This is a genomic window from Streptomyces sp. NPDC004031 (assembly GCF_053604375.1).
Map to the genome: position 1 here is coordinate 1 of NZ_JBSGHL010000015.1, position 25,516 is coordinate 25,516.

Genomic DNA, 25,516 nt, shown 5'->3' on the forward strand with positions numbered 1-25,516 from the left:
ACGCCCACCCACACCTCCACGTACTGGCGCTGGAGCTGGCGGACGAGCTTGCGGTCGGACTCGCGCAGCCGGTCCAGCTCGCGGTCGTGCAGGGTGATGAGCGGCCGGTCGTCGATCGCGAAGTCGATGTGGCCGCGGATCAGCGCGTTCAGCGCCTCCTCCGGACCGTCCGCCTCGGCGACCCGGCGCCGCCCGGCGGTCAGCAGCCGGCCGCTGATCCCCACGAGCAGTTCGGCGAGCATCGCGTCCTTGCCCGCGAAGTGCCGGTAGAGCCCGGGACCGCTGATACCGACCGCCGCGCCTATCTCGTCCACGCCCACGCCGTGGAAGCCGCGCTCGGCGAAGAGCCGTGCGGCCTCCCTGAGGATCTGGTCGCGCCGGCTGAGCGCCGAATTCGTCGAGTTCATGGGGTCGAGTCTAGACAATCCGGTTAGCGAGCGTTAACGTGGGGTAATCAAGTTAACGACCGCTAACACCCTCACTCGCACCGCCGGGGGGCAGAACCATGGCAGCACCCGTCCTCACCACCGCCGCGGATCCGGCGTCCGAGGCGTTTCGCAGCAACACGGCCGCGCACACCGCGCTCTCCGCGCACCTGCGCGACACGCTCGCGGCCGCGCGCCTGGGCGGCGGGGAGCGGGCCAGATCCCGACATACCGCGCGGGGGAAGCTCCTGCCCAGGGACCGGGTGGACGGGGTGCTCGACCCCGGCTCCCCCTTCCTCGAACTGGCCCCGCTGGCCGCGGAGGGGATGTACGACGGCCAGGCACCGGCCGCCGGGGTGGTCGCGGGAATCGGCCGGGTGTCCGGGCGCGAGGTCGTGGTGGTCGCCAACGACGCGACGGTCAAGGGCGGCACGTACTACCCCATGACGGTCAAGAAGCACCTGCGCGCCCAGGAGGTCGCCCTCGACAACCGGCTGCCGTGCGTCTACCTGGTCGATTCCGGCGGCGCCTTCCTCCCCCGGCAGGACGAGGTCTTCCCCGACCGGGACCACTTCGGCCGGATCTTCTACAACCAGGCCACCATGTCCGCCCGCGGGATCCCGCAGATCGCGGCCGTGCTCGGATCGTGCACCGCGGGCGGCGCCTACGTCCCGGCGATGAGCGACGAGGCGGTGATCGTGCGGGGGCAGGGCACGATCTTCCTGGGCGGACCGCCGCTGGTGAAGGCCGCGACGGGCGAGGTCGTGACGGCCGAGGAGCTGGGCGGCGGCGAGGTGCACTCGCGCGTCTCCGGGGTCACCGACCACCTCGCCGAGGACGACGCGCACGCGCTGAGCATCGTGCGGGACATCGTCGCCACCCTGCCCGCGCGCGGCGCCGCGCCCTGGACACTGCGGCCCGCCGAGGCACCGGCCGTGGATCCCGCCGGTCTCTACGGGGTGGTGCCGGTCGACTCCCGCACTCCCTACGACGTGCGCGAGGTCATCGCCCGGCTGGTCGACGGCAGCCGGTTCGCCGAGTTCAAGGCGGAGTACGGCACGACCCTGGTCACCGGTTTCGCCCACCTGGAGGGCCACCCGGTGGGGATCGTCGCGAACAACGGCATCCTCTTCGGCGAATCGGCCCTCAAGGGCGCCCACTTCATCCAGCTGTGCGACCAGCGCGGTATCCCGCTGCTCTTCCTGCAGAACATCTCGGGCTTCATGGTCGGCCGCCAGTACGAGGCGGGCGGTATCGCCAAGCACGGCGCCAAGATGGTCACGGCCGTGGCCTGCGCGCGGGTCCCCAAGCTCACCGTCGTCATCGGCGGATCGTACGGAGCGGGCAACTACTCGATGTGCGGCCGGGCGTACAGCCCGCGCTTCCTGTGGATGTGGCCCAACGCCAAGATCTCCGTGATGGGCGGCGAGCAGGCGGCCTCGGTGCTCGCGACGGTCAAGCGCGACCAGCTCGCCGCGGCCGGCGAGAAGTGGAGCGAGGAGGACGAGGAGGCCTTCAAGAAGCCCGTCCGCGAGCAGTACGAGACGCAGGGCAACGCCTACTACGCCACCGCCAGGCTCTGGGACGACGGAGTGATCGACCCGCTGGAGACCCGCACGGTGCTGGGGCTGGCCCTCACCGCGTGCGCGAACGCCCCGCTGCCCGCCGCCGACCCCACCGCGCCCGGCTACGGCGTCTTCCGGATGTGAGGCCGAAGATGAGCACAGTCGACACCACCACCCCCCAGGGCCGGGACGAGCGCGACGAGCGAGCCGCGGCGGCCGTCGCCTTCGGCACCGTCCTGGTCGCCAACCGGGGCGAGATCGCGGTACGGATCATCCGCACGCTGCGGGAGCTGGGGATGCGGTCTGCCGCCGCCTTCACCGCGGCGGACGCCGGGGCACGGCACGTCCGGGAGGCCGACACCGCGGTGCGGGTGGAGAGCTACCTTTCCGCCTCGGAGCTGGTGCGGGCGGCGCTGGCCGCCGGAGCCGAGGCCGTCCACCCCGGCTACGGCTTCCTCGCGGAGAACGCGGCCTTCGCCCGGACGTGCGCCGACGCCGGGCTGGTCTTCGTGGGACCGCCTGCGGATGCGATCGAGCTGATGGGCGACAAGATCCGGGCGAAGGAGACGGTACGGGCCGCCGGAGTGCCGGTGGTCCCCGGAAGCCACGGCAGCGGACTGACCGACGGCCAGCTGGCCGAGGCCGCGCGGGAGATCGGCATGCCGGTGCTGCTGAAGCCGTCGGCGGGCGGCGGCGGCAAGGGCATGCGGCTGGTGCGGGACACCGCGCTGCTGGCCGACGAGATCGCCGCGGCCCGGCGGGAGGCGCTGGGGTCGTTCGGTGACGACACCCTGCTGGTGGAGCGCTGGATCGACCGGCCGCGGCACATCGAGATCCAGGTGCTGGCCGACGGGCACGGCGGGGTGGTGCATCTGGGCGAGCGGGAGTGCTCCCTCCAGCGGCGCCACCAGAAGGTCGTCGAGGAGGCGCCCTCGGTGCTGCTGGACGCGGCGACCCGGGCGGCGATGGGCGAAGCCGCGGTGCAGGCGGCCCGGTCCTGCGGGTACACGGGCGCGGGCACGGTGGAGTTCATCGTGCCGGGCGCCGATCCGTCGGCGTACTACTTCATGGAGATGAACACCCGGCTCCAGGTCGAACACCCCGTCACGGAGCTGGTCACGGGGCTTGACCTGGTGGCCTGGCAGCTGCGGGTGGCCGCGGGCGAACGGCTGGACTTCGCGCAGGAGGACGTCACGCTCACCGGGCACGCGGTGGAGGCGCGGCTGTGCGCGGAGACGGCACGTCCGGCGGACGGGCGGGTCGACTTCCTGCCCTCGGCGGGAAGGGTGCTGGCGCTGCGCGAGCCGGTGGGACGGCCCGGGGTCCGGGTCGACTCGGGCCTCGCCGAAGGCACGGAGGTCGGCACGGCGTACGACCCGATGCTGGCCAAGGTCATCGCGCACGGTCCCGACCGGGAGACTGCGCTGCGGCGGCTGCGGGCGGCGCTGGCGGAGACGGAGGTGCTGGGCCTCGACACCAACACCGGATTCCTGCGGCGGCTGCTCGGCCACCCGGCGGTGGTGGCGGGGGATCTGGACACCGGGCTGATCGACCGGGAGGCGGCCGGGCTGGTGCCGTCCGAGGTGCCGCCGGAGGTGTACGCGGCGGCGGCGCTGCTGCGCCACCAGGCCCTGGCACCGCGGCCCGGCGCGGAGGGCTGGACGGACCCCTTCTCCGTGCCCAGCGGCTGGCGGCTCGGCGCCGCGCCCGCATGGACGGTGCACCACCTGCGGGTCCCGGGCCGGGATCCGGTGGAGGTACGGGTACGGCCGGGCGAGGTGCGGATCGGGGACGGGCCCGCCGTGCCGGCCCGGATCACGGTCGAGGGCGCACGAGTGCGGCTGGAGCTCGCGGACCGGATCCTGGCCTTCTCCCACGCGGGCGAATGGCTCGGCAGAGAGGGCGACGGCTGGCGGGTACGGACGTACGACCCGGTGGCCGAGGCCCTGCGGGGCGCCGCGCTGGGCGCGGGCGGCGGAGCACTGACGGCACCGATGCCGGGGACGGTCACGGTGCTGAAGGCCGCCAAGGGCGACGAGGTGGTGGCGGGTCAGAGCCTGCTGGTGGTGGAGGCGATGAAGATGGAGCACGTGATCACCGCGCCGCACGACGGCACGGTGACGGAGATCGACGTCGCCGTGGGCGCGGCGGTGGCGATGGACCAGGTGCTGGCCGTGGTGACCCCGGCGGAACAGGCGCCCGGCAACACGGACACGGGCACGCACGCGACTCCGGACACCGGTGCGGATGCGCCTGCGGGCGCGGATGCGGGCGCGGGCGCCGGGCCGGGCCCGGACGCCGTTACGGGTACGGGCGCCGGGGCGGACGCGGTGGCCGGGGGTGCGTCGTGACGGCGGCGGACGCGGTCGTGGAGCCCGGCGGCAGCGCAGCGGTGGATCCCGGGGTGCTGGAGCTGGGGCTGCCGATGCCGGTGCGGGCGGACGGGTTGCCGCGGAAGGTGCGGATCCACGAGGTGGGCGCGCGGGACGGGCTGCAGAACGAGAAGGCGGTGGTGCCGACCGCGGTGAAGGCGGAGTTCGTGCACCGGCTGGCAGACGCGGGGCTGGGGACGGTCGAGGCGACGAGCTTCGTGCGGCCCAGCTGGGTGCCCCAACTGGCCGACGCGGCCGAGCTGATGCCGCTGCTCACCGATCTGGCCGGGCGGGATCCCGCGGTGCGGCTGCCGGTGCTGGTGCCCAACGAGCGGGGCCTGGAGCGGGCGCTCGACCTCGGGGTGCGGGAGATCGCGGTCTTCGGCAGCGCCACGGAGTCCTTCGCGCGGGCGAATCTGAACCGCACGGTGGCGGAGTCGCTGGCGATGTTCGAGCCGGTGGTGGCGCGGGCCCGGCGGGAGGGGCTGGCGGTGCGCGGCTATCTGTCGATGTGCTTCGGCGATCCGTGGGAGGGCCCCGTGCCGTCGGCGCAGGTCGCCGCGGTGGCCCGGCGGCTGTACGCGATGGGCTGCACGGAGCTGAGTCTCGGCGACACCATCGGGGTGGCCACGCCCGGACAGGTGGCGGCGCTGCTGGACGAGTTGACGGGAAGCGGCGGAGCCGGCGCCCCCGGCGGACCCGGGCAGTCGGGCGGGCCGATTCCCGTGGAACGGCTGGCCGTGCACTTCCACGACACCTACGGGCAGGCGCTGGCGAACACGCTGGCCGCCCTCCAGCGGGGCGTGACCGTGGTGGACGCCTCGGCCGGCGGGCTCGGCGGCTGCCCGTACGCCAAGAGCGCCACCGGCAATCTCGCCACGGAGGACCTGGTGTGGATGCTGCACGGGCTCGGCATCGACACCGGGGTCGACCTCGGCCGCCTCAGCGCCACAAGCGTCTGGATGGCGGAGCAGTTGGGGCGGCCCAGCCCGTCCCGTACCGTCCGCGCCCTCACCCACCGGGAGCAGTAGCCATGACCATCGACCACCGGCTGTCCGACGAGTACGAGGAGCTGCGCGTCACCGTCGCGGAGTTCGCCCGCGAGGTGATCGCCCCGGCGATCGGCGACTTCTACGAGAAGGAGGAGTTCCCGTACGAGATCGTGCGGGAGATGGGGCGGATGGGCCTGTTCGGGCTGCCCTTCCCGGAGGAGTACGGCGGGATGGGCGGGGACTACTTCGCCCTGTGCCTGGCGCTGGAGGAGATCGCCCGGGTGGACTCCTCGGTCGCGATCACGCTGGAGGCCGGGGTGTCGCTGGGGGCGATGCCGGTCTTCCGGTTCGGCACCGAGGAGCAGAAGCAGGAGTGGCTGCCGAAGCTGTGCTCGGGCGAGATGCTCGGGGCCTTCGGGCTGACGGAGCCGGACTGCGGCTCGGACGCGGGCGGCACGCGCACCACCGCCCGGCTCGACGAGAGCACCGACCAGTGGGTCATCAACGGCACGAAGAGCTTCATCACCAACTCCGGTACGGACATCACCGGGCTGGTGACCGTGACCGCGGTGACGGGGCGGACGGACGACGGGCGGCCGCTCATCTCGTCGATCATCGTGCCGTCCGGGACGCCGGGCTTCACGGTGTCGAAGAAGTACAGCAAGGTCGGCTGGAACGCGTCGGACACGCGGGAGCTGTCCTTCTCCGACTGCCGGGTGCCGGCGGCGAATCTGCTCGGCGAACAGGGCCGCGGCTACGCGCAGTTCCTGCGCATCCTCGACGAGGGGCGGATCGCGATCTCCGCGCTGGCCACCGGGCTGGCGCAGGGCTGCGTGGACGAGTCGGTGGAGTACGCGCGGACGCGGGAGGCCTTCGGCCGGCCGATCGGGGCCAACCAGGCCATCCAGTTCAAGCTCGCCGACATGGAGATGCGCGCGCACACCGCGCGGCTGGCCTGGCGGGACGCGGCGTCCCGGCTGGGGCACGGGGAGCCGTTCAAGAAGGAGGCCGCACTCGCCAAGCTCTACTCCTCCGAGGTGGCCGTGACCAATGCCCGCGAGGCCACGCAGATCCACGGCGGCTACGGCTTCATGAACGACTATCCGGTGGCGCGGATGTGGCGGGACTCCAAGATCCTGGAGATCGGGGAGGGCACGAGCGAGGTGCAGCGGATGCTGATCGCCCGGGAGTTGGGGGTGACCGGCTGAGCCACGGCGGCCGAACCGCAACCGAGACACCGCCGCCCCGCGACGGGACCGGGCCGTGACGCACCACGGGACCGGGCGGGACGAGCCCCGGATCCGGCCAGGTCCGGCCCGGCCCGATCCGATCCGGCCAAGCCGGGACGCGGGTGCAGCCGAAACGCGCGCCGGGGAGCTGGTGGATCATGACTTAGGTTAGCCTTACCTTACTCATGATCCATCAGGAGGCCTCTTCATGCGCGCACACCTGCTCAACGGCACCACCACGGAGCACTACCGCACGTCCGTGCTCCAGGGAGTCGAGCGGGTGGCGGCGGCCCTGACCGCCGCCGACCGGCCGTTCACCGGCGTCCGCCCCGATGCGCTCGCGCCGCGCATCGACGCGATCGACCTGGACCGGCCGCTCGGCGACACCGCGGCCGCACTGGAGGAGCTGGAGTCGGTCTACCTCCGGGACGCCGTCTACTTCCACCATCCCCGCTATCTGGCCCATCTGAACTGCCCCGTCGTCATCCCGGCGGTGGCGGCCGAAGCGGTGCTCAGCGCGGTCAACTCCTCCCTCGACACGTGGGACCAGAGCGCCGGTGCCACCCTGATCGAGCGCCGCCTCGTCGACTGGACGGCGGGGCGGCTCGGCCTCGGACCGGCGGCCGACGGCGTCTTCACCAGCGGCGGCACCCAGTCCAACCTCCAGGCGCTGCTGCTGGCCCGCGAGGAGGCGCTGGCCCGCGGCGCCGCGCCCGACCGGCTGCGCGTGCTGGCCTCGGAGTGCGCGCACTTCAGCGTCCAGAAGGCCGCCCGGCTGCTCGGCCTGGCCGCCGACGCCGTGGTCGCGGTGCCCGCGGACGACGCCAAACGCCTCTCGGTCCCGGCGCTGGAAGCGGAGCTGGACCGCTGCCGTCGCTCCGGCCGTACCGCGATGGCGATCGTCGGCACCGCCGGCACCACCGACTTCGGCTCCATCGACCCGCTCCCCGAACTGGCGGACCTGGCAGCCCGGTACGGCAGCTGGCTGCACGTCGATGCCGCCTACGGCTGCGGGCTGCTGGTCTCGCACCGGCATCGCCGGCTGCTCGACGGCATCGAGCACGCCGACTCGGTCACGGTCGATTACCACAAGTCCTTCTTCCAGCCGGTCAGTTCCAGCGCCCTGCTGGTCCGCGACCGGGCCGCACTGCGGCACGCCACCCACCACGCCGACTACCTCAACCCGCGCCGCGCCGCCGCCGAGCGGATCCCCAACCAGGTGGACAAGTCGCTCCAGACCACCCGCCGCTTCGACGCGCTCAAGCTGTGGATGACCCTGCGGGTGATGGGCGCGGACGGCATCGGCGCGCTCTTCGACGACGTCCTGGACCTGGCCCGGCACGGCTGGGAGCTGCTGGACGCCGATCCGCGGTTCGAGGTGGCCGCCCGGCCCACCCTCTCCACCCTGGTCTTCCGCTGGCTGCCGCCCGCGCCGCGCGGCGGCGCCGGCACCGATCCCGCCGTCGTGGACCGCGCCAACCTGCACGCCCGCAAGGCCATCTCCGCCTCCGGCGCGGCCGTGGTGGCCGGGACGACGGTCGCGGGCCGCCACTACCTCAAGTTCACCCTGCTCAACCCGCTGACCACGCCCGCCGACATCGCCGAGGTCCTGGACCTGCTGGCCGGACACGCGGCCGAGAACGCCGCCCGCCAGGCAGGAGAGTCCCTTGTCCACGCGTCCTGACGCCGCCCGCCGCGAGACCACCGCCGACTTCGTCGCGATCGGGCTCGGCCCCTTCAACCTGGGCCTGGCCTGCCTCGCCGAGCCCGTCGAGGGCCTCGACGGCGTCTTCCTGGAGAGCAAGCCCGACTTCGACTGGCACTCCGGGATGTTCCTGGAGGGCAGCACCCTCCAGACGCCCTTCCTCTCCGACCTGGTCACCCTCGCCGACCCGACCTCCCCCTTCAGCTTCCTCAACTACCTCAAGAAATCCGGCCGCCTCTACGCCTTCTACATCCGCGAGAGCTTCTATCCGCTGCGCGAGGAGTTCAACGACTACTGCCGCTGGGCCGCCGCCCGCATCCCCGGCATCCGCTTCGGCCGGACGGCCACCGAGGTCACGTACGACGAGGCCGACGGCCTCTACACGGTCACGGCGGACACCGGCGAGACCTTCCGCGCCCCCCGCCTCGTGCTCGGCACCGGCACACCCCCCTACCTCCCGCCCGCGTGCGAGGGCCTGGGCGGCGACGCCGTGCACACCTCCGGCTACCTCCCGGCCCGTGAGCAGCTGCGCCGCAAGAGCAGCGTCACCGTCGTGGGCAGCGGTCAGAGCGCCGCGGAGATCTACCACGACCTGCTCCAGGACATCGAGATCTACGGCTACCACCTCACCTGGGTGACCCGCTCCCCCCGCTTCTTCCCGCTCGAATACACCAAGCTCACCCTGGAGATGACCTCACCGGAGTACGTGGACTACTTCCACGCCCTGCCCGCGGCCACCCGCGACCGCCTCAACGCCGCGCAGAAGAACCTCTACAAGGGCATCAACTCCGAGCTGATCAACGCCGTCTTCGACCTGCTGTACGTCAAGAGCCGGCGCGGCAAGGTCCCCACCCGGCTGCTCACCAACACCTCCCTCGTGCACGCCGCCTACGACACGCCGGACGCGCCCGGCGCGTACACGCTGGGCCTGCGCCAGGACGAGCAGGGCATCGACCACACCCTCACGACCGAGGGGCTGGTGCTCGCCACCGGTTACCGCTACCGCACACCCGGCTTCCTGGCGCCCGTCCGCGACCGCATCCGCCGCGACGAGCAGGGCCGCTTCGCCGTCACCCGCGACTACGCCGTCGACGTCACCGGCAGCGGCATCTTCGTGCAGAACGCCGAGCTGCACACCCACGGCTTCGCCTCCCCCGACCTCGGCATGGCCGCCTACCGCAACTCACGGATCATCCGGCAGCTGCTCGGCCGCGAGCACTACCGGGTGGAGACCGCCATCGCCTTCCAGGAGTTCACCGCATGACCGCCCCCCAGCACACCGCCCCCGCCGCCGGGCCCGGACCCGGCGCCCCCGACCCGGCCGGTTTCACCTTCCGCCCCGTCGATCCCGCCACCGACGCCACGCTGCTGCACCGCTGGGTCGTACACCCCAAGGCGTCCTTCTGGCTCATGGGCGACGCCGACCTGGAGGACGTCGAGCGGGCGTACACCGAGATGGCCGCGGCGCCGTACGAGGACGCCTTCCTCGGGCTGTACGGCGGCGAGCCGGTGTGCGTCATGGAACGGTACGACCCCGCGCGGGTCGAGCTCGCCGGGCTCTACCCGGCCGAGCCAGGCGACGTCGGCATGCACTTCCTGGTCGCGCCCGCCGACACCCCCGTGCACGGCTTCACCCGCGCGGTGCTCACGGCGGTGATGGCCGAGCTGTTCGCGGACCCGGCGACCCGCCGGGTGGTCGTCGAACCGGACGTGCGCAACACCGCCGTGCACCGGCTCAACGCGGGGGTCGGCTTCGGGGTCGTCGGCACGGTCGCCAAACCGGAGAAGGACGCGCTGCTCAGCGTCTGCACGCGCGAGCGCTTCGAGGCGGCCACCCGATGACCGCCCACCCGACGAACCCGCCGACGAACCCGCCGACGAACCCCTCGACGGACCCGGGGAACCCCCCGTACGCGCCCGCCGCCGTGGACCACCTCACGGCCGGCGCCTGGCGGCGGGCCACCCGGCGGCTGCTGGCCAAGGCCCTCGGCGAGTTCGCCCACGAGCGCCTGCTGGAGCCCGTACGCCTCGGCCCCGCCCCCGCCACGCCCGACGGGCCCGCCCGCTACGAGGTCACCGACGACGACGGCGGCACCGCCCACCGCTTCACCGCCCGCCGCCTCACCCTCGACCACTGGCAGGTCGACCCCGCCTCCCTGGCCCGGCACACCCCGCCCTCCGGCGAACCGGCCGAGCCCGACGCCCTCGCCTTCTTCACCGGCCTGTGCGGCGCCCTGGGCCTGAGCGACGACATCCTCCCCGTCTACCTGGAGGAGATCACCGCCACGCTCTCGGCGGCCGCCTTCCGGGCGCGTCCGCGCGAGCCCCGCGCCCACACGGCCGCCGAGCTGCCCGCCGCGGGCTTCCAGGCCGTCGAGGCGGCGATGACCGAGGGCCACCCCTGCTTCGTCGCGAACAGCGGACGGCTCGGCTTCGGCTCCGCCGACCACCGCCACTACACGCCCGAGGCCGCCGCGCCCGTCCGGCTCTTCTGGCTCGCCGCCCACCGCGACCACGCGGACTTCAGCGCGGGCGAGGGCGTCGCCGAGCAGGACTTCATGGCCGCCGAGCTGGGCGCCGCGCAGTACGCGCGGCTGCGCGGCACGCTCACCGCGCGCGGCCTGGACCCGGCCGCGTACATCCTGCTCCCGGCGCATCCGTGGCAGTGGGAGCACAAGCTCTCGGTGAGCTTCGCGGGCGAGATAGCCGCCGGGCGGCTGGTGCCGCTCGGACCCGGCGAGGACGACTACCTGGCGCAGCAGTCCGTCCGTACGTTCTTCAACGCCACCCACCCCGGGCGGCACTACGTGAAGACGGCGCTGTCCGTCCTCAACATGGGCTTCATGCGCGGCCTGTCCGCCACGTACATGGCGGGCACCCCGGCGATCAACGACTGGCTCGCGGGTCTGATCGCCGCCGACCCGACGCTGCGGGCCGCGCGCTTCTCGATCATCCGCGAGCGTGCCGCCGTGGGGTACCACCACCGCGGCTACGAGGCCGCGACCGCGTACGGGTCGCCGTACCGGATGATGCTGGCCGCGCTGTGGCGGGAGAGCCCGGTGCCGGGGCTCGCGCCGGGCGAGACCCCGGCGACGATGGCGGCCCTGCTGCACACCGACGAGCCCCCGGCCGGCGAGCACCCCGACGACGGCACCCACGACGGCACCCGCCCCCACCGCACCGACTCCTTCGCCGCCGCCCTCGTCGAGCGCTCCGGCCTGCCCCCGGCCCGCTGGCTGCGCGGCTACCTCGACGCCTACCTCGTCCCGGTCCTGCACAGCCTCTACGCCTACGGCCTGGCCTACATGCCGCACGGCGAGAACGTCATCCTCGTCCTGGGGGCGGACGGCGGCACCGTCGAGCGCGTCGTCTTCAAGGACATAGCCGAGGAGATCATGGTCATGGACCGTGATCTCCCGCTGCCCCCGGCCGCCGAGCGCATACGCGCGGCGAACGTGCCCGACGAGGAGCTGGTCCTCGCGGTCTTCACCGATGTCTTCGACTGCTTCCTGCGCTTCCTGAGCGCGATCCTGCACACCCGGGGCGTGCTGGACGAGACCGCCTTCTGGCGCACGGTCGCCGCCTGCGTCACGGACTACCAGCGGGCCCACCCCCACCTGGCCGACCGCTTCGCGCGGCACGACCTCTTCGCCGACCGCTTCGCGCTGTCCTGCCTCAACCGGCTCCAGCTCAGGAACAACCGGCGGATGGTGGACCTGGCCGACCCGTCGGCCGCGCTCCAGTTCGCCGGCACCCTGGCGAACCCCCTGGCCCCGTACCGGCCCCGCCCTTCCCCCGAGGCCGACCGCGAAACCATTTGACCCGAAATATGGCGTTCCTCCGCCGACTGTCACCCCTTTGGCCGTTCTTGACCCGCCTTCCTGCCCGGAATCGGGCAGGATTCTTGCAAAGCAAAGATCATCACACCAGTATCAACGGGTGCTCGAACGCCGGACCCCGTACGACGACCTGATCGACCACCTGGTGCGCACCACGCCGCTGCACCGCGGCGAGGCCTCCCGGGTCGTCCTGGACGTCCTGGCGTACTTCGACGAGACGACGGAGGAGTTCGTCCGCCGCAGACACCGCGAGCTCCAGGCGAAGGGCCTGGTCAACGCGGAGATCTTCGCGCGGATCGGCGAGGAGCTGCCGCACCGCGCGGTGGCCCCCGCCGCGCTCTCCCAGCGCCAGCTGCGGCGCATCGTCTACGGCTGAGGGGCCGCCGGGCACCAGGGCTTTCAGGGACAAGCGCAGGACGACGGAGAGGGACGGACGGCTCATGTGCGGAATCGTCGGGTACATCGGCAAGCGTGACGTGGCACCGCTGCTGCTGGAGGGTCTGCAGCGGCTGGAGTACCGCGGTTACGACTCGGCCGGCGTCGTCATCACCGGCAAGTCGGGCGAGCTGCGGACGGTCAAGGCCAAGGGCCGGGTGCGGGAGCTGGAGTCGCGGATCCCCAAGCGCTTCGCGGGCACCACCGGCATCGCCCACACCCGCTGGGCCACCCACGGCGCGCCCAGCGACGTCAACGCGCACCCGCACCTGGACGGCGAGGAGAAGGTCGCCGTCGTCCACAACGGCATCATCGACAACGCCTCCGAGCTGCGCATCCGGCTCACCGCCGAGGGCGTCGTCTTCGCCTCCGAGACCGACACCGAGGTGCTGGCCCACCTCATCGCCCGGTCGGCGGCCGAGACGCTGGAGAAGAAGGTCAGCGAGGCGCTGCGGTCGGTCGAGGGCACGTACGGCATCGCCGTGCTGCACCAGGACTTCCCGGGCCGTATCGTCGTCGCCCGCAACGGCTCGCCCGTGGTGCTGGGAATCGGCGAGAAGGAGATGTTCGTCGCCTCCGACGTGGCCGCGCTCGTCGCCCACACCCGCCAGGTCGTGACCCTCGGCGACGGCGAGATGGCCACCCTCAAGGCCGACGACTTCCGCACCTACACCACCGAGGGCTCGCAGACGACGGCGACGCCGACCACGGTGGAGTGGGAGGCCGAGTCGTACGACATGGGCGGCCACGACACCTACATGCACAAGGAGATCTTCGAGCAGGCCGAGGCCGTGGACCGGGTGCTGCGCGGCCGGATCGACGACCGGTTCGCGACCGTCCACCTGGGCGGCCTCAACATGGACGCCCGGGACGCGCGCAGCGTGCGCCGTATCAAGATCCTCGGCTGCGGCACCAGCTACCACGCCGGGCAGATCGGCGCGGGCCTGATCGAGGAGCTGGCGCGCATCCCCGCGGACGCCGAGCCCGCCTCGGAGTTCCGCTACCGCAACCCGGTGGTGGACCCCGACACCCTCTATGTCGCCGTGTCGCAGTCCGGCGAGACCTACGACGTGCTCGCGGCCGTCCAGGAGCTCAAGCGCAAGGGCGCCCGGGTGCTGGGCGTGGTCAACGTCGTCGGCTCGGCGATCGCCCGCGAGGCGGACGGCGGCACCTATGTGCACGCCGGGCCCGAGGTGTGCGTGGTGTCCACCAAGTGCTTCACCAACACCGTCGTCGCCTTCGCGCTGCTGGCGCTGCACCTGGGCCGGGTGCGCGACCTGTCCGTCACCGACGGGCGGCGGATCATCGAGGGCCTGCGCAGGCTGCCGGCGCAGATCGAGGAGATCCTCAAGACCGAGGAGGACATCAAGCAGCTGGCGAAGTCCTACGCCGACGCGCACTCGATGCTCTTCATCGGCCGGGTGCGCGGCTACCCGGTCGCGCGCGAGGCGTCGCTGAAGCTCAAGGAGGTCAGCTACATCCACGCCGAGGCCTACCCGGCCTCCGAGCTCAAGCACGGGCCGCTGGCGCTGATCGACCCGTCGATGCCGACCGTCGCGATCGTGCCGGACGACGACCTGCTGGAGAAGAACCGCGCCGCCATGGAGGAGATCAAGGCCAGGAACGGCCGGATCCTGGCGGTCGCCCACCAGGTGCAGGAGAAGGCGGACCACACGATCGTGGTCCCGAAGAACGAGGACGAGCTGGACCCCATCCTCATGGGCATCCCGCTCCAGCTGTTCGCCTACCACACCGCGCTCGCCCTGGGCCGCGACATCGACAAGCCGCGCAACCTGGCGAAGTCCGTCACCGTGGAGTAGCCGCACCGGGCGCGGGGGCGTACGCGGTCGTACGCCCCCGCGCCCGATCGCGTAGGCGGGCACGCCCGGCGCGCGCGGACCGCACTCGTACGGATGACGGCCGAACGGGTGACGCGGGGTGCGGCGAAGCGGCGGAAGCGGGCGCGCTACGGGATGACGACGACCGGGCGCTGGGCCCGGCGGGCGAGCCGGCCGGCGACCGAGCCGAAGATCCGCCCGGCCAGCCCGTGCGTGCCACCGACCACGATGGCGTCGGCCTCGTATTCCCGGCCGACCTCCTCCAGTTCGTGGCAGATGTCGCCGCCGCGCTCCACCAGCACCCAGGAGATCTCGGCGAGATGGTCGGAGCAGGCCAGCTCCAGGCCGAGCACCTCGGTGCGGTGGTCGGGGACGTCGACGAAGACCGGTGGCTCGCAGCCCGCCCACACCGTGGCCGGCAGCCGGTTGGCCACATGCACGATGATCAGGGCTGACGCCGTCCTGCGGGCCATGCCGACGGCGTAGGCGAGGGCGCGCTCGCTGGAGACGGACCCGTCGAAGCCGACGACGACACCGTGCCGGAAGGCGGGATCGCAGGGCTGCCGGGCGGGCGCCTGTTCGGGCAGCGCCGCTGCCGATTCGGCCAACGGCCTGCGATCGGCGGGCTCGGGGAAGTCATGACCGGCCATGATGCGGATTCTCGGCGAGGGCGGCGCTGACGCGCCGAGCAGCGGACGGGACGGGGCGCGTGGGTCGGTCCGCCGGACCGGCCGGTTTGGGCCAGTTCGCCACTTCCCGTCCCACTCTCTCCAGAGTACGGCTGTAAGGACCGCCTGCACAGGTTCGGCAGCGTCTCCACCGAGTCGGGTACCCGGAGTTCCCAGGAGAATGCCGGAGCGGCGCCGCGAGCGCAACGCCATCCCGCCAACCGGCGGCACGGCGCGGCGCACCGGAGCATCCCGGGGGCGCATCGGTTCACCCGCGGGCGGCCGCGCGCCGTGAGACGGTCATACCCGCTGCGGCCATGGGATATCCGCCGGATTCACCCGTTCCGTGCGGCAGTTACCGGCGCGCCCGGGAGCCGCCCCGCGCACGCGCGGGCGCCTTGTACGCGCCTCGCGCTCCTCAACGTCGATTTTCGGCCAACTTCTTTGCTGTGCAACGGGGTTCGGACGGACGCCCACTAACACCTCTGTCACCTGCGGTTCTACGATGCGGCGTGTCGCGGCTGAGCCACTGCGTGGCCGAAGTGACGGGAGGCGTACTTCCCTCAGCGCTCAACGAGTGAAACGCTTCGTGATCGAATGCTTTACGCCACGTTGTCTTGTCGATTTGCCGTCAGGTGACAAAGACGTCACTGACGCCCCACCTGACACAGTAGATTTGATCTTGGGTGGCCGCGCGGGGGGTACGTGCAGGACCGAGGTGACGACGCGTCGATTCGAGGGGGGCTTGAGCTCCATGAGCCAGGAGTCCGGTTCCGTTACGGCGACGGAGAGCCCGTCGCAGGCACCATCGGCATCGCCTCGCGCCATCCGTAAGCTCTCCGCGCGCCGGCGACCGGAAGTCGTCGCGGTGCTGCTGTTCAGCGGTGGCCCGATCTTCGAGAGTTCCATACCGCTGTCCGTCTTCGGGATAGACCGGCAGGACGCCGGGGTTCCGCGCTACCGGCTGCTGGTCTGCGCCGGCGAGGACGGACCGCTGCGCACCACCGGCGGTCTCGAACTGACCGCGCCCTACGGCCTGGAGGCGCTCTCCCGGGCCGGCACGGTCGTCGTGCCGACCTGGCGGTCGATCTCCCAGGCCCCGCCGCCCGAGGCGCTGGAGTCGATCCGCCGCGCCCACGAGGAGGGCGCCCGCATCATCGGCCTGTGCACCGGCGCCTTCGTGCTGGCCGCGGCCGGGCTGCTGGACGGCAGGCCCGCCACCACGCACTGGATGTACGCACCCACGCTCGCCAAGCGCTACCCGTCCGTGCACGTGGACCCGCGTGAGCTGTTCGTCGACGACGGCGACGTGCTCACCTCGGCCGGCACCGCCGCCGGCATCGACCTGTGCCTGCACGTGGTGCGCACCGACCACGGCGGCGAGGCGGCCGCCGCGCTCGCCCGGCGGCTGGTCGTACCGCCGCGCCGGTCGGACTGGCAGACCGGCCAGCGGCACCTGGACCGCTCTTTACCCGAGGAGATCGGCGCCGACCCGCTCGCCGAGGTCGTCGCCTGGGCGCTGGAGCACCTCCACGAGCAGTTCGACGTGGAGGCGCTGGCCGCGCGCGCGTACATGAGCCGGCGGACCTTCGACCGGCGCTTCCGCTCGCTCACCGGCAGCGCGCCGCTGCAGTGGCTGATCACCCAGCGGGTGCTCCAGGCGCAGCGGCTGCTGGAGACGTCGGACTACTCGGTGGACGAGGTCGCGGGCCGCTGCGGCTTCCGCTCCCCGGTGGCGCTGCGCGGCCATTTCCGGCGGCAGCTCGGCTCCTCCCCCGCGTCCTACCGGGCCGCCTACCGGGCCCGCAGGCCGCAGGACGAGCCGGAGCGGCACCCGGCGCCCGCCGAGCTGTCCGCGCTGCGCCGGGGCCCTGCCCCGGCCGGGGCGGCGGCGCTGGCGGGGCACCACGCACCGGTCTCGCAGGTGCTCGCGGTGCCGGGCAAACCGGAGAGCGACGCGTACGCCGCGCGGGTCCCCGACCAGCCGGGCCGGGGTGAGCCGCAGGACGGGCCCGCCCGCTCCCGGCTGCGGGGCGCACGCGGTCTGGGCGCCGCACTGCCGGGACCGCGTGACCGCCCCGTAGGGTGAGACACATGAACGACCGGATGGTGTGGATCGACTGTGAGATGACGGGGCTGTCACTGGCGCAGGACGCGCTGATCGAGGTGGCCGCCCTCGTCACCGACTCGGAGCTGAACGTGCTCGGGGAGGGGGTGGACGTCGTGATCCGCCCCCCCGCCGAGGCGCTCGACACCATGCCGGACGTGGTCAGGGCCATGCACACCGCCTCCGGCCTGCTGGAGGAGCTGGCGGGCGGGATGGCCCTGGCCGAGGCCGAGCGGATCGTGCTCGACTATGTGCGCACGCATGTCGCCGAGCCGCGCAAGGCGCCGCTGTGCGGCAACTCGGTGTCCACCGACCGCGGCTTCCTCGCACGTGACATGCCCACGCTGGAGCAGCACCTGCACTACCGGATCGTGGACGTCTCCTCGGTCAAGGAGCTGGCCCGCCGCTGGTACCCGCGGGCCTACTTCAACAGCCCCGAGAAGAACGGCAACCACCGCGCCCTCGCCGACATCCGCGAGTCCATCGCCGAGCTGCGCTACTACCGCGAGGCCGTCTTCGTCCCGCAGCCCGGCCCCGACACGGACACGGCCCGCGCCATCGCCGCCCGCCACGTCCTCCCGCCGGAGGGCCCCGCGGCGCACTGACCCCATTTCGCGCGGGGCCCCCGCGGGACCCGCGCAAAAGCAGGGCGCGACCACCCCTCGCCACCCTGTACACTTTTCGAGGCGGCGCCACCCCGGCAAGATCACCGGGGCGACGCAGCACCGATGGTGGGTGTAGCTCAGCTGGTAGAGCACCTGGTTGTGGTCCAGGATGCCGCGGGTTCGAGTCCCGTCACTCACCCCACCGAGGCCCCGGCCCGCGCAAGCGGTCCGGGGCCTCAGCCGTTCCGGGCCCCCCGTGCGCGGGCGCGCCGCCCCTTCCCGCGGTCCGCGCGGATCCGACAGGGTGTCACCCGCAGGCCGGTCGAGATGGGCCGGAAAACGCCGCCGGAGGTGGCGGGGTGGGGTCCGAGGCGATAAAGCGCTGGGCGCGCCGGGGCTCATGCGGTCAGGCCGAGGGACGTCACGAGGGCGTGCATCTCGTCGCGGTAGACGGTCGCCGGGTCGTGGACGAGGCCGCGCAGGTGGCCGTAGATCTCCAGGGCCATGAGGCCGTGCATGCGGCCCCACACGCGCAGGGCGAGGGCGAGGCCGGACGGCGGCAGGCCGGGGAAGTCCGTGCGGACGTGGGCGGTGAGGCCCGCGTCGAAGTCGTCCCAGGTGTAGGCGGGGCCGTCCGGCTGGAGCGGGCCGGCTGTCGGCCAGGCGGCGGCGACGAGGTCGACGAGGCCGGTACAGGCGCGCAGTTCGGCGGTGGCGCCCGGTCCGTCGTCGGGTGGGCGGTAGCCGGAGACGGGGTCGCCGTAGATGAGTTTGAAGCCCGCGGGGTCGGCCAGCGCCCAGGTGCGCATCGCCTGCGCCCAGGCCAGGATGCGGGCGCCCGGCCGGTCCTCGGGGACGGCGTCGCGGGCGGCCTCGGCGCCGTCCACCGCGGCGGTGTAGACGTCGCCGATCAGCGTGGTGACCAGGTCGTCCCGGGTGCGGAAGTAGCTGTAGATCGCGCCGGCCGTCATCCCCATCTCGCGGGCGATGGCGCGCAGCGAGAGGGCGTCGGGGCCGCCCTCGGCCATGAGCCGGAGCGCGATCGCCTTGATCTCGGCGGTGGTCTGGGCGCGCATCCGCTCGCGGCGACTCACGGGCTTCTCGGTCACGGTTGACACTCTACAGGGTTGGGTTACTGTACGGCGTGTCGTTTACTGAACGGCGTGTAGTAATTTCACGGCTCTAGGAGTGACATTGGACCGGGCCCGGCTACGCCTTGGGCTGCTGGCACTGACGCAGCTCATCGTGGCTCTCGACTACAACATCGTGTACGTGGCGCTGCCCGACATCGGGGACGCGCTCGGCTTCACCCCGCAGTCCGTGCAGTGGGTGGTCAGCGCCTACGCCGTCGGGCTCGGCGGACTGCTGCTGTTCGGCGGGCGGGCCGTGGACCGGCTCGGCGCCCGCCGGATGTTCATGACCGGGCTGGCGCTGTACGCCGTCGCCTCCCTGGCCGGCGGCCTCGCGGCGGACGGCGGCGTGCTGATCGCCGCCCGCGCGGTGCAGGGCGCGGGCGGGGCGCTGCTCACCCCGGCGACGCTCACCCTCATCTACCGCGGCTTCGCCGAGGGGCCGGAGCGCAACCGGGCGCTCGCCGCCTGGGGCACGGCGGGCAGCGCGGGCCTGGCGACGGGCTCGCTGCTGGGCGGGGTGCTCACCAACTACCTGGGCTGGGAGTGGGTGTTCTTCGTCAACGTGCCGCTCGCGCTCGGCTGCGCGCTGATCGCCCCGCGGCTGCTGCCCGCCGACCCACCCCGCACCAGCGGCTCCTTCGACGTCCCCGGCGCGGTGCTGGCCACCGCCGGGTCGGTGCTCCTGGTCCTCGGACTGGCCGGCGGCCCCGAGGCCGGGTGGCTGTCGCTGCGCGGCGCCGGGGCGCTGGCGGCCGGGGCGGTGCTGATCGGCGTGCTGCTGGCCGTGGAGGCGCGCACCCGCGACCCGCTGATCCCGCTGAAGCTGGCGCGCGGCCGCAACCTGGCCACCACGATGGTCGTGATCGCCCTCTTCCAGGGCACGCTCGGCGGCGGCTTCTACATCCTGACCTGCTACCTGCAGCCGGTGCTCGGCTACAGCGCCCTGCGGACCGGGCTGACCTTCCTGCCGCTGACGCTGGCCTGCATGTTCTCCGCCCTCAAGGCCACCCCGGTACTGCTCGCCCGCTTCGGGGTCCGCAGCACGCTCGCCGTCTCCCTGGCCGGTACCGGCGCCGGGATCGCCGTGGTCGTCGCGGGCACCACGTCCGGCGGCGGCTTCTGGACGCTGCTGCCCGGCAGCATCGTGTGGGGCCTGTTCGGCGGCGTCGCCTTCGTCACCCTCTTCGCCTCCGCCGGTTCCGGTGTCGCCCCGCACGAGCAGGGCGTCGCCTCCGGACTGGCCAGCAGCGCCAAGGAGATCGGCGGCGCGATGGGCCTGGCGGCCTTCGTCGCCCTCACCACCGGCGCGCGGCGCCCGCTGGACGGTCTGCACACGGCCGGCTGGACGGCCGCGGCCGTGACCGTCGTCGCCGGCCTGATCGCCCTCGTCCTCGAACCCCCGCGGCCTCGTCCGCAGGCCGACCCGTCCCCCGCCCTCGAAGGAGCGAACCGATGAGCACCACCGACCTGATCGACGCCTACATCGCCGTCTGGAACGAGCGGGACGCCGCCGCCCGCGAGAAGCTGGCGGCCGCCGTCCTCACCGACGACTGCTTCTACTCCGACCCCGACTACGCCGGACTGCGCGGCCGCGCCGCGCTGTCGGAGGCGATCGGCCTGGCCCACACCAAGCTCGGCGACCTGCGCTTCACCCTCGGCGACGTCATCGGCGTCCATCACGACCGGGCGCTGTTCACCTGGCGGCTGGGCGACGTGGCCACCGGCTACGACGTGGCCGAGTTCGACGGGGACCGCATCCGCAGCGTCGTGGGCTTCTTCGTGTGACGCGCCCGAGGTCCTGACACCATGCACCCCCCGACGCCGTACGGTCGGGGGGTACTTCGACGAGGAGAGGGCGCGGCGGTGCTGATCGACACGGTGGCGTGGGTGCGGACCGAGGGCGGGCGGGTGCTGTGCGCGCGGCCGCGGGGCAAGGACGTCTTCTACGTGCCCGGGGGGAAGCGGGAGGGCGCCGAGAGCGACCTGGAGACGCTCGTCCGGGAGATCCGGGAGGAGCTGGACGTCGCGCTGGACCCGGCGACGGCCGCGCACACGGGTACGTACGAGGCGCCGGCGGGGGACGCTCTCGTACGGATGGCCTGCTACACCGCGGACTACCGGGGGGAGTTGGCGCCCAGCAGCGAGATCGAGGAGATCGCCTGGTTCTCCTACGCCCACCGGGAACTGGTCCCGCCCGTGGACCGGTTGCTCTTCGACGACCTCAGGGACGCCGGGCTGCTGGCCTGACGCCCTCCGCCGGACCGGGCTCCTGCGCGGCCAGCAGGTCGTCGGCGTAGGCGCGGGTCCAGGCGGCCAGGGCGTGCAGGGGGCCGTCGACGAAGGTCACGCCCAGCGGGGTGAGGGCGTAGTCGACGTGCGGCGGGGCCGCGGGGTGGGCCCGCCGGGCGACCAGGCCGTTGGCCTGGAGGCGGCGCAGGGTCTCGGTCAGCGCCTTGTCGCTCACCCCGCCCAGCCACGCCAGCAGGTCGCGGCGGCGGCGCGGGCCGGGGCGCAGGCCGGCCAGCACCACCGCGTCCCAGGTGTGGGCCAGCAGGTCGGTCGCCGCGCGCAGTCCGCAGTCCGCGAGGAAGGGCGGGCCGGGCGGCTGCGGCTGCGGGGTGGCCGCGGGGCAGGAGGCGGCGGGGTCCGCCGTCGCGGGGTCGGGTGCGGTCCGGCTCGTCATGCCCCCATGGTGCCGCAGCCGTTTCCTACCGGGTGGTGCGTATCGGCCCGCCTACGGTCCTGGAAAACCGTCTGAGGGGAGCAGGACATGCGGATCGGCATTCTGGGCACGGGCACGCTCGCGGTCGCGCTGGGCGCGGCGTGGGGGCGTGCGGGGCACGAGGTACGAGTCGGGGGGCGGTCGCGGGAGCGGGCCGGGGACGCGGCGGCGGCGATGGGCGGGGCGGCGGCCGCGGTGGAGCCGCGGGAGGCCGTCGAGGGGGCGGACGCGGTGCTCGTCGCGGTGGCGTGGGAGGGGCTCGCGGACATCCTCGGCCTCGCGGGCGCGGTGGACGGGACGCTGGCCGGCACGCCGCTGATCGACCCTACCAACGCGGTCGCGCACGGGGTCGGCGAACTCCTCACCGGCGACGGGCGCTCCGCCGCCGAGCACGTCGCGGACCTCGCGCCGGGCGCGCACGTCGTCAAGGCCTTCCACCTCTTCGCCTCCGACCAGTGGAGCGGCGGGCGCGAGCCGGTCACCGTGGCGATGGCCGGGGACGACGCCGGGGCGCTCGCCGCGGCCGCGAAGCTGGTGGAGGACGCGGGCGGGCGGCCCGCGGTGGTCGGACCGCTGCGCCGGGCCCGGCAGCTGGAGGAGGTGGCCGGATTCGTCATCGGCCTGGTCTTCGCGGGCGTGGACCCGTCCACGGCGGTGCCGGGCGTCCCGGTGAAGGTGCCGAGCCTCCCGGCGTGAGGGCAGGGGGACGCCGCCGGGAGCGCTCCCCGTGCGCCCCCGGCGGCGTGGCGTACCGGAGCAACACCGCGGCCCCGCGCCCTCCCAGTGCCCAGGGAGGTGCGGGGCCGCGGCCGGGGTCCCGGAGGGAGCGGGGCGGCCGGGCGGCTGTCAGGAGGCCCGGGTCATCTCCCGCCCCGGCTCCCGCCGGGAGTACGGATCACGCGCCGAAGAGCAGACCGTAGGCTCCCATCGCCATGGCGATGTCGGCCTGGGCCCAGAAGCGGTGATAGGTGAAGGTGGGGGCCGCGCCACCGTCGAGGTAGGCCTGCACCTTGGGCCAGTTCGGGTCGTTCTTGTAGAAGGACCGCAGCTCGATGAAGGTCGAGCTGGAGTTGATCTTGTCGCCGTTGGGCATGGTGCCGGAGAAGCTGGACGGCACGTAGACCGGGTCGTCGAACCGGTTGTAGTCGGCCCGGGTCTCCGGGGTCGCGATGCCCAGCGGGTCCTGGTAGTTGGTCCACATGCCGTCGAGCAGCTGCTTGGCCATGGTCTTGGCGGCCGTGCTGCCGGACTTGGCGGCGTAGTAGGACAGCGTCTTGGCGTAGGCCGCCGTGACGCCCAGGTCGTTGCCGTAGGCCGAGACCGTCACGTGCAGACCGGCGTTGCTTCCCGGGCTGGACGCGTTCCAGGTGTCCGGCTGGCCGGTCCACTGGAGGTCGGACGGGATCTTGAAGGTGCCGTCCGCGTTGATGGTGGTCTGCGACATGGCCCAGGTGACCCACTTGTCGAGGATCTTCTTGGCCTTGGCGTCACCGGTCTGCTGGTAGTACTCCGCGACGCGCTCCATCGACCAGGCCTGCATGCCGAACCACTGGTTCGACGGCGGGTCGTGGTAGACGGGCTCCCAGTCGTACGCCATCCCGTAGAAGGTGGGCGTGCCGGCCGGGGGCTGCGCGTAGGCGCCGTCCCAGCTGTTGGTGGCGCCACCGGCGATGGCGCCCTCGGAGGACTGGAGCCACTGGTAGAACTCCAGCTGGCGGCTGAGGCTCGTGGTCCAGTCGGCCTTGCCGGTCGCGGACTTCGGGGCCATCGCCGTGTCGGTGGTCAGCGCGTAGGCCGCCAGCGGGTTCTGGTAGCCGAAGTGCGAGGCGCCGTCACCGATGCGCCAGGACCAGCCGCCACCGGTGCCGGACGAGCCGCCCCAGGCGTAGTACCAGGACAGCAGGTAGTGCTCGCTGTCCTTGCCGGTGCCGGCCGCGCAGGTGCTCGGGTTGGTGCAGTTGCCGATCTTCTTGAAGTACTTGTCGAAGAACGAGTACCGCAGGTAGTCGCCCATCTTGCCGGCCTTGGCGACGGTCGCCGAGACGTCCGCCTTCTTGCCCTGGGCGGTGGCCCACTGGTCGGCCCAGTACGCGGCCTGGATGGCGCGCGCGTCGGCGTCGGGGGCGTCGGTGTACTTCCACTGCTGCGCGTAGTTCGAGTCACCCGTGAAGAGGTCCAGGTAACCGTTCTTGCCGCCGTACTTGAACGCGTCGCAGGTCGGCTGCGGGATGGTCTCCCACACCGACTCCTGCGCGCCGCGCTGGAAGGTGTTGATGTACGACGGGCCCTTCGCCGTCGGGCCGAGCTCGCAGCCGCCACCGGGCGTGTCACCGTAGCCGTAGATGTTGTCCACATCCTCCAGCCAGTGCATGCCGTAGATGTCGTCCGAGCCGTAGGCCGACTTCAGCTCGCCCGCGATCGGGTCCACGCCGACCTTGATGCTGCTGTCGAGCTGCGACGGGTAGTCGCTGGGCAGCGGGTGCTCGGGGGCGTAGGTGGCCGGCGAGCTGGGGTTGTACGAACTGCCGGACGGCTGGTCCGCGTGCGTGGGGATCATGTACTTCTCCATGGTGCCCCAGGCCGCGTTGAACTTGCTCCAGTCACCGCTGACCTGCCCGTACATGGCCTGCAGCCAGATCATGTACGAGTACGCCTCGGACGTGGTCTCGTGACCGTAGTCCGGGGCCTCGGCCATGAGCGTCTCGACCGAGTGGTACGGGATGCCGTCGGTCGAGAAGTAGCCGCTCGACGGGTCGGTGATCTTGGTGTAGAGCGACAGGAAGCGCGCCGCGTAGTCACCGGTCGCGGCGATCTCGCTGACCGAGACCGTCGCGGTGCTGTAGCCGGTGGCGGTGGCCGAGAAGGTCGCCGAACCGGTGCCGGAGGCATCGGCTGCGACGGTCACGTTCTGCGCCGTCGACCAGTTGGCCGGGGTGAAGGTCAGGCTCCCCCCGGACTGGACGCTCAGCCCGCTGTTGCCCGCCGTTCGCGCGACGGCGACCGTCACGTTGGCCGCCGGGGCGCTGGACAACTTCAGGCCGAACGTGCCGGTCTTGCCCTGCTGGACGGACAGCGTCGTGGGCGAGGCCACGATCGCCGGGCCGCTCGCGACGTGCACGCCCACCGGGGTCGACTCGGCGGAGGCGCCCAGGCTGTCGTAGGCCTTGGCGTAGACCGAGTAGTCGCCCGCCGGGACGCTCGCCCAGTCGAACGTGTACGGCGAGGTGGTGTCGGTGCCCAGCAGCGTGGTGTCGTTGTAGAACTCCACCTTGGTGATCGTCGCGCTGTCCGCCGCGACCGCGGTCGCGGCCAGCGGGATCGTGGCGCCCGCGCTGTAGGTGGCACCGGCCGACGGGCTGGTGAGCACCGGCAGCGGCGCCTGGTGCGCGCCACCGCACACCGTGCCGTTGACGCTGAAGGACGTCGGCGCGGTGTTGGTGCCGCTGTAGTTGAAGTTGGCGCTGGTGGTGACGTTGGCGTTGGCCGCGATCGTCCCGTTCCAGTCGAGCGACTTGACGGTGACGGCCTTGCCGGACTGCGACCAGGTGCCGTTCCAGCCGCTCTGCAGCGTCTGGTTGCCGGTGTAGGAGTACGTGAGCGTCCAGCCGCTGATCGCGCTGCTGCCCAGGTTGGTGATCTTGGCGTTGGCGGTGAAGCCGGAGCCCCAGTCCTGGGTGGTGTAGTCGACGCTGCACGACAGGCCCGCGGCGTGCGCGGAACCGCCGGCCGCCACCGTCATGCCGAGCGGCAGGGCGAGCGCGGCCGCCAGGGCCGTGAGCAGTTTCGTGACCCGCCGTCCCGGCCTTCTCAGGATCGGTCTTCCTCTTGCCATGCGGGAGGTCCTCCTCGCGCTGGTGTGTGGGGGGATGGAAGTGGTACGT

General features: G+C 72.8%; 21 protein-coding genes and 1 tRNA gene. 17 read left to right on the forward strand and 5 right to left on the reverse strand.

All coding sequences use genetic code 11. The annotated features are described in order from the left end of the window. The coding region (locus ACWERV_RS12160) for a TetR/AcrR family transcriptional regulator (protein ID WP_452931853.1) at positions 1–407 on the reverse strand (407 nt) is incomplete at its 3' end. 98 nt (positions 408–505) lie between these two features. Between ACWERV_RS12160 and ACWERV_RS12165 the strand changes: the two genes are divergently transcribed. The 10 genes from ACWERV_RS12165 (at position 506) to glmS (ending at position 14,382) form a co-directional block, all read left to right on the forward strand. Continuing rightward, positions 506–2,134, forward strand: coding sequence for a carboxyl transferase domain-containing protein (locus ACWERV_RS12165; protein ID WP_452931856.1), 1,629 nt, complete (start codon positions 506–508; stop codon positions 2,132–2,134). A gap of 8 nt (positions 2,135–2,142) precedes the next feature. Next, a complete protein-coding gene (locus tag ACWERV_RS12170) occupies positions 2,143–4,341 on the forward strand; it encodes an acetyl/propionyl/methylcrotonyl-CoA carboxylase subunit alpha (protein ID WP_452931859.1) in 2,199 nt (732 codons plus the stop codon). Positions 4,342–4,415: 74 nt separating this feature from the next. After that, positions 4,416–5,393 (forward strand): hydroxymethylglutaryl-CoA lyase, encoded by a 978-nt coding sequence (locus tag ACWERV_RS12175; RefSeq protein ID WP_452932087.1) that lies wholly within the window; start codon positions 4,416–4,418, stop codon positions 5,391–5,393. Between the two features lie 8 nt (positions 5,394–5,401). After that, the gene (locus tag ACWERV_RS12180; protein ID WP_452932090.1) at positions 5,402–6,562 is read left to right on the forward strand and encodes an acyl-CoA dehydrogenase family protein; all 1,161 of its coding nucleotides are present in this window, start codon (positions 5,402–5,404) and stop codon (positions 6,560–6,562) included. A gap of 229 nt (positions 6,563–6,791) precedes the next feature. Beyond that, positions 6,792–8,267 carry a pyridoxal phosphate-dependent decarboxylase family protein gene (locus tag ACWERV_RS12185; protein WP_452931862.1) on the forward strand — a complete coding sequence of 492 codons (1,476 nt, stop codon included), beginning with the start codon at positions 6,792–6,794 and terminating at the stop codon, positions 8,265–8,267. Further along, positions 8,251–9,552: a lysine N(6)-hydroxylase/L-ornithine N(5)-oxygenase family protein gene (locus ACWERV_RS12190; RefSeq protein WP_452931865.1), complete on the forward strand. Its 1,302-nt coding sequence runs from the start codon at positions 8,251–8,253 to the stop codon at positions 9,550–9,552. Before ACWERV_RS12185 ends, ACWERV_RS12190 begins: the two co-directional genes overlap by 17 nt. Next, positions 9,549–10,130 (forward strand): GNAT family N-acetyltransferase, encoded by a 582-nt coding sequence (locus ACWERV_RS12195; RefSeq protein ID WP_452931868.1) that lies wholly within the window; start codon positions 9,549–9,551, stop codon positions 10,128–10,130. Before ACWERV_RS12190 ends, ACWERV_RS12195 begins: the two co-directional genes overlap by 4 nt. Next, positions 10,127–12,109 carry an IucA/IucC family protein gene (locus ACWERV_RS12200; protein WP_452931871.1) on the forward strand — a complete coding sequence of 661 codons (1,983 nt, stop codon included), beginning with the start codon at positions 10,127–10,129 and terminating at the stop codon, positions 12,107–12,109. The genes ACWERV_RS12195 and ACWERV_RS12200 overlap by 4 nt, the downstream gene beginning before the upstream one ends. A gap of 118 nt (positions 12,110–12,227) precedes the next feature. Then, complete coding sequence (locus ACWERV_RS12205; RefSeq protein ID WP_031514749.1) at positions 12,228–12,503, forward strand: hypothetical protein; 276 nt, start codon at positions 12,228–12,230, stop codon at positions 12,501–12,503. Positions 12,504–12,567: 64 nt separating this feature from the next. Next, positions 12,568–14,382: a glutamine--fructose-6-phosphate transaminase (isomerizing) gene (gene glmS / locus ACWERV_RS12210; protein ID WP_398181342.1), complete on the forward strand. Its 1,815-nt coding sequence runs from the start codon at positions 12,568–12,570 to the stop codon at positions 14,380–14,382. A gap of 146 nt (positions 14,383–14,528) precedes the next feature. Here glmS and ACWERV_RS12215 read toward each other — a convergent pair whose 3' ends face one another. After that, entirely contained in the window at positions 14,529–15,050 is a 522-nt protein-coding gene (locus ACWERV_RS12215; protein WP_398181339.1) for a universal stress protein, read from the reverse strand. A gap of 772 nt (positions 15,051–15,822) precedes the next feature. On the opposite strand from ACWERV_RS12215, the gene ACWERV_RS12220 reads away from it, so the two are divergent. The 3 genes from ACWERV_RS12220 (at position 15,823) to ACWERV_RS12230 (ending at position 17,982) form a co-directional block, all read left to right on the forward strand. Further along, positions 15,823–17,157: a helix-turn-helix domain-containing protein gene (locus tag ACWERV_RS12220; RefSeq protein ID WP_398181336.1), complete on the forward strand. Its 1,335-nt coding sequence runs from the start codon at positions 15,823–15,825 to the stop codon at positions 17,155–17,157. 5 nt (positions 17,158–17,162) lie between these two features. Continuing rightward, entirely contained in the window at positions 17,163–17,780 is a 618-nt protein-coding gene (gene orn, locus ACWERV_RS12225) for an oligoribonuclease (protein WP_452931876.1), read from the forward strand. A 126-nt stretch (positions 17,781–17,906) separates the two neighbouring features. Beyond that, a tRNA-His gene (locus ACWERV_RS12230) sits at positions 17,907–17,982 on the forward strand. Positions 17,983–18,178: 196 nt separating this feature from the next. On the opposite strand, the gene ACWERV_RS12235 is transcribed toward ACWERV_RS12230, so the two are convergent. Beyond that, positions 18,179–18,889 (reverse strand): TetR/AcrR family transcriptional regulator, encoded by a 711-nt coding sequence (locus ACWERV_RS12235; RefSeq protein WP_452931879.1) that lies wholly within the window; start codon positions 18,887–18,889, stop codon positions 18,179–18,181. 79 nt (positions 18,890–18,968) lie between these two features. Between ACWERV_RS12235 and ACWERV_RS12240 the strand changes: the two genes are divergently transcribed. Genes ACWERV_RS12240 through ACWERV_RS12250 form a run of 3 tightly spaced genes read left to right on the forward strand, consistent with a single transcriptional unit; the run spans position 18,969 to position 21,160 of the window. Further along, positions 18,969–20,369 carry an MFS transporter gene (locus ACWERV_RS12240; protein ID WP_452931882.1) on the forward strand — a complete coding sequence of 467 codons (1,401 nt, stop codon included), beginning with the start codon at positions 18,969–18,971 and terminating at the stop codon, positions 20,367–20,369. Beyond that, positions 20,366–20,698 (forward strand): nuclear transport factor 2 family protein, encoded by a 333-nt coding sequence (locus tag ACWERV_RS12245; protein WP_452931884.1) that lies wholly within the window; start codon positions 20,366–20,368, stop codon positions 20,696–20,698. The genes ACWERV_RS12240 and ACWERV_RS12245 overlap by 4 nt, the downstream gene beginning before the upstream one ends. A gap of 21 nt (positions 20,699–20,719) precedes the next feature. Next, complete coding sequence (locus tag ACWERV_RS12250; RefSeq protein WP_452931887.1) at positions 20,720–21,160, forward strand: NUDIX hydrolase; 441 nt, start codon at positions 20,720–20,722, stop codon at positions 21,158–21,160. Here the strand turns inward: ACWERV_RS12250 and ACWERV_RS12255 are convergent. Next, positions 21,135–21,596 (reverse strand): winged helix-turn-helix transcriptional regulator, encoded by a 462-nt coding sequence (locus ACWERV_RS12255; RefSeq protein WP_398181318.1) that lies wholly within the window; start codon positions 21,594–21,596, stop codon positions 21,135–21,137. The genes ACWERV_RS12250 and ACWERV_RS12255 overlap by 26 nt on opposite strands. 87 nt (positions 21,597–21,683) lie before the next feature. Here ACWERV_RS12255 and ACWERV_RS12260 point away from each other — a divergent pair, with 87 nt between their 5' ends. Then, positions 21,684–22,331: an NADPH-dependent F420 reductase gene (locus tag ACWERV_RS12260; RefSeq protein ID WP_452931890.1), complete on the forward strand. Its 648-nt coding sequence runs from the start codon at positions 21,684–21,686 to the stop codon at positions 22,329–22,331. Between the two features lie 199 nt (positions 22,332–22,530). Here ACWERV_RS12260 and ACWERV_RS12265 read toward each other — a convergent pair whose 3' ends face one another. Further along, positions 22,531–25,467 carry a glycoside hydrolase family 48 protein gene (locus ACWERV_RS12265; protein WP_452931893.1) on the reverse strand — a complete coding sequence of 979 codons (2,937 nt, stop codon included), beginning with the start codon at positions 25,465–25,467 and terminating at the stop codon, positions 22,531–22,533. Positions 25,468–25,516 lie beyond the last annotated feature (49 nt).

What these genes read in the sequence shown, in the direction of transcription:
- ACWERV_RS12165 (WP_452931856.1), top strand. Translation starts at nt 506, where the DNA reads ATGGCAGCACCCGTCCTCACCACCGCCGCGGATCCGGCGTCCGAGGCG.
- ACWERV_RS12170 (WP_452931859.1), top strand. Translation starts at nt 2,143, where the DNA reads ATGAGCACAGTCGACACCACCACCCCCCAGGGCCGGGACGAGCGCGAC.
- ACWERV_RS12175 (WP_452932087.1), top strand. Translation starts at nt 4,416, where the DNA reads ATGCCGGTGCGGGCGGACGGGTTGCCGCGGAAGGTGCGGATCCACGAG.
- ACWERV_RS12185 (WP_452931862.1), top strand. Translation starts at nt 6,792, where the DNA reads ATGCGCGCACACCTGCTCAACGGCACCACCACGGAGCACTACCGCACG.
- ACWERV_RS12195 (WP_452931868.1), top strand. Translation starts at nt 9,549, where the DNA reads ATGACCGCCCCCCAGCACACCGCCCCCGCCGCCGGGCCCGGACCCGGC.
- ACWERV_RS12200 (WP_452931871.1), top strand. Translation starts at nt 10,127, where the DNA reads ATGACCGCCCACCCGACGAACCCGCCGACGAACCCGCCGACGAACCCC.
- glmS (WP_398181342.1), top strand. Translation starts at nt 12,568, where the DNA reads ATGTGCGGAATCGTCGGGTACATCGGCAAGCGTGACGTGGCACCGCTG.
- ACWERV_RS12215 (WP_398181339.1), bottom strand. Translation starts at nt 15,050, where the DNA reads ATGGCCGGTCATGACTTCCCCGAGCCCGCCGATCGCAGGCCGTTGGCC.
- ACWERV_RS12220 (WP_398181336.1), top strand. Translation starts at nt 15,823, where the DNA reads ATGAGCCAGGAGTCCGGTTCCGTTACGGCGACGGAGAGCCCGTCGCAG.
- orn (WP_452931876.1), top strand. Translation starts at nt 17,163, where the DNA reads ATGAACGACCGGATGGTGTGGATCGACTGTGAGATGACGGGGCTGTCA.
- ACWERV_RS12245 (WP_452931884.1), top strand. Translation starts at nt 20,366, where the DNA reads ATGAGCACCACCGACCTGATCGACGCCTACATCGCCGTCTGGAACGAG.
- ACWERV_RS12250 (WP_452931887.1), top strand. Translation starts at nt 20,720, where the DNA reads ATGCACCCCCCGACGCCGTACGGTCGGGGGGTACTTCGACGAGGAGAG.
- ACWERV_RS12255 (WP_398181318.1), bottom strand. Translation starts at nt 21,596, where the DNA reads ATGACGAGCCGGACCGCACCCGACCCCGCGACGGCGGACCCCGCCGCC.
- ACWERV_RS12260 (WP_452931890.1), top strand. Translation starts at nt 21,684, where the DNA reads ATGCGGATCGGCATTCTGGGCACGGGCACGCTCGCGGTCGCGCTGGGC.
- ACWERV_RS12265 (WP_452931893.1), bottom strand. Translation starts at nt 25,467, where the DNA reads ATGGCAAGAGGAAGACCGATCCTGAGAAGGCCGGGACGGCGGGTCACG.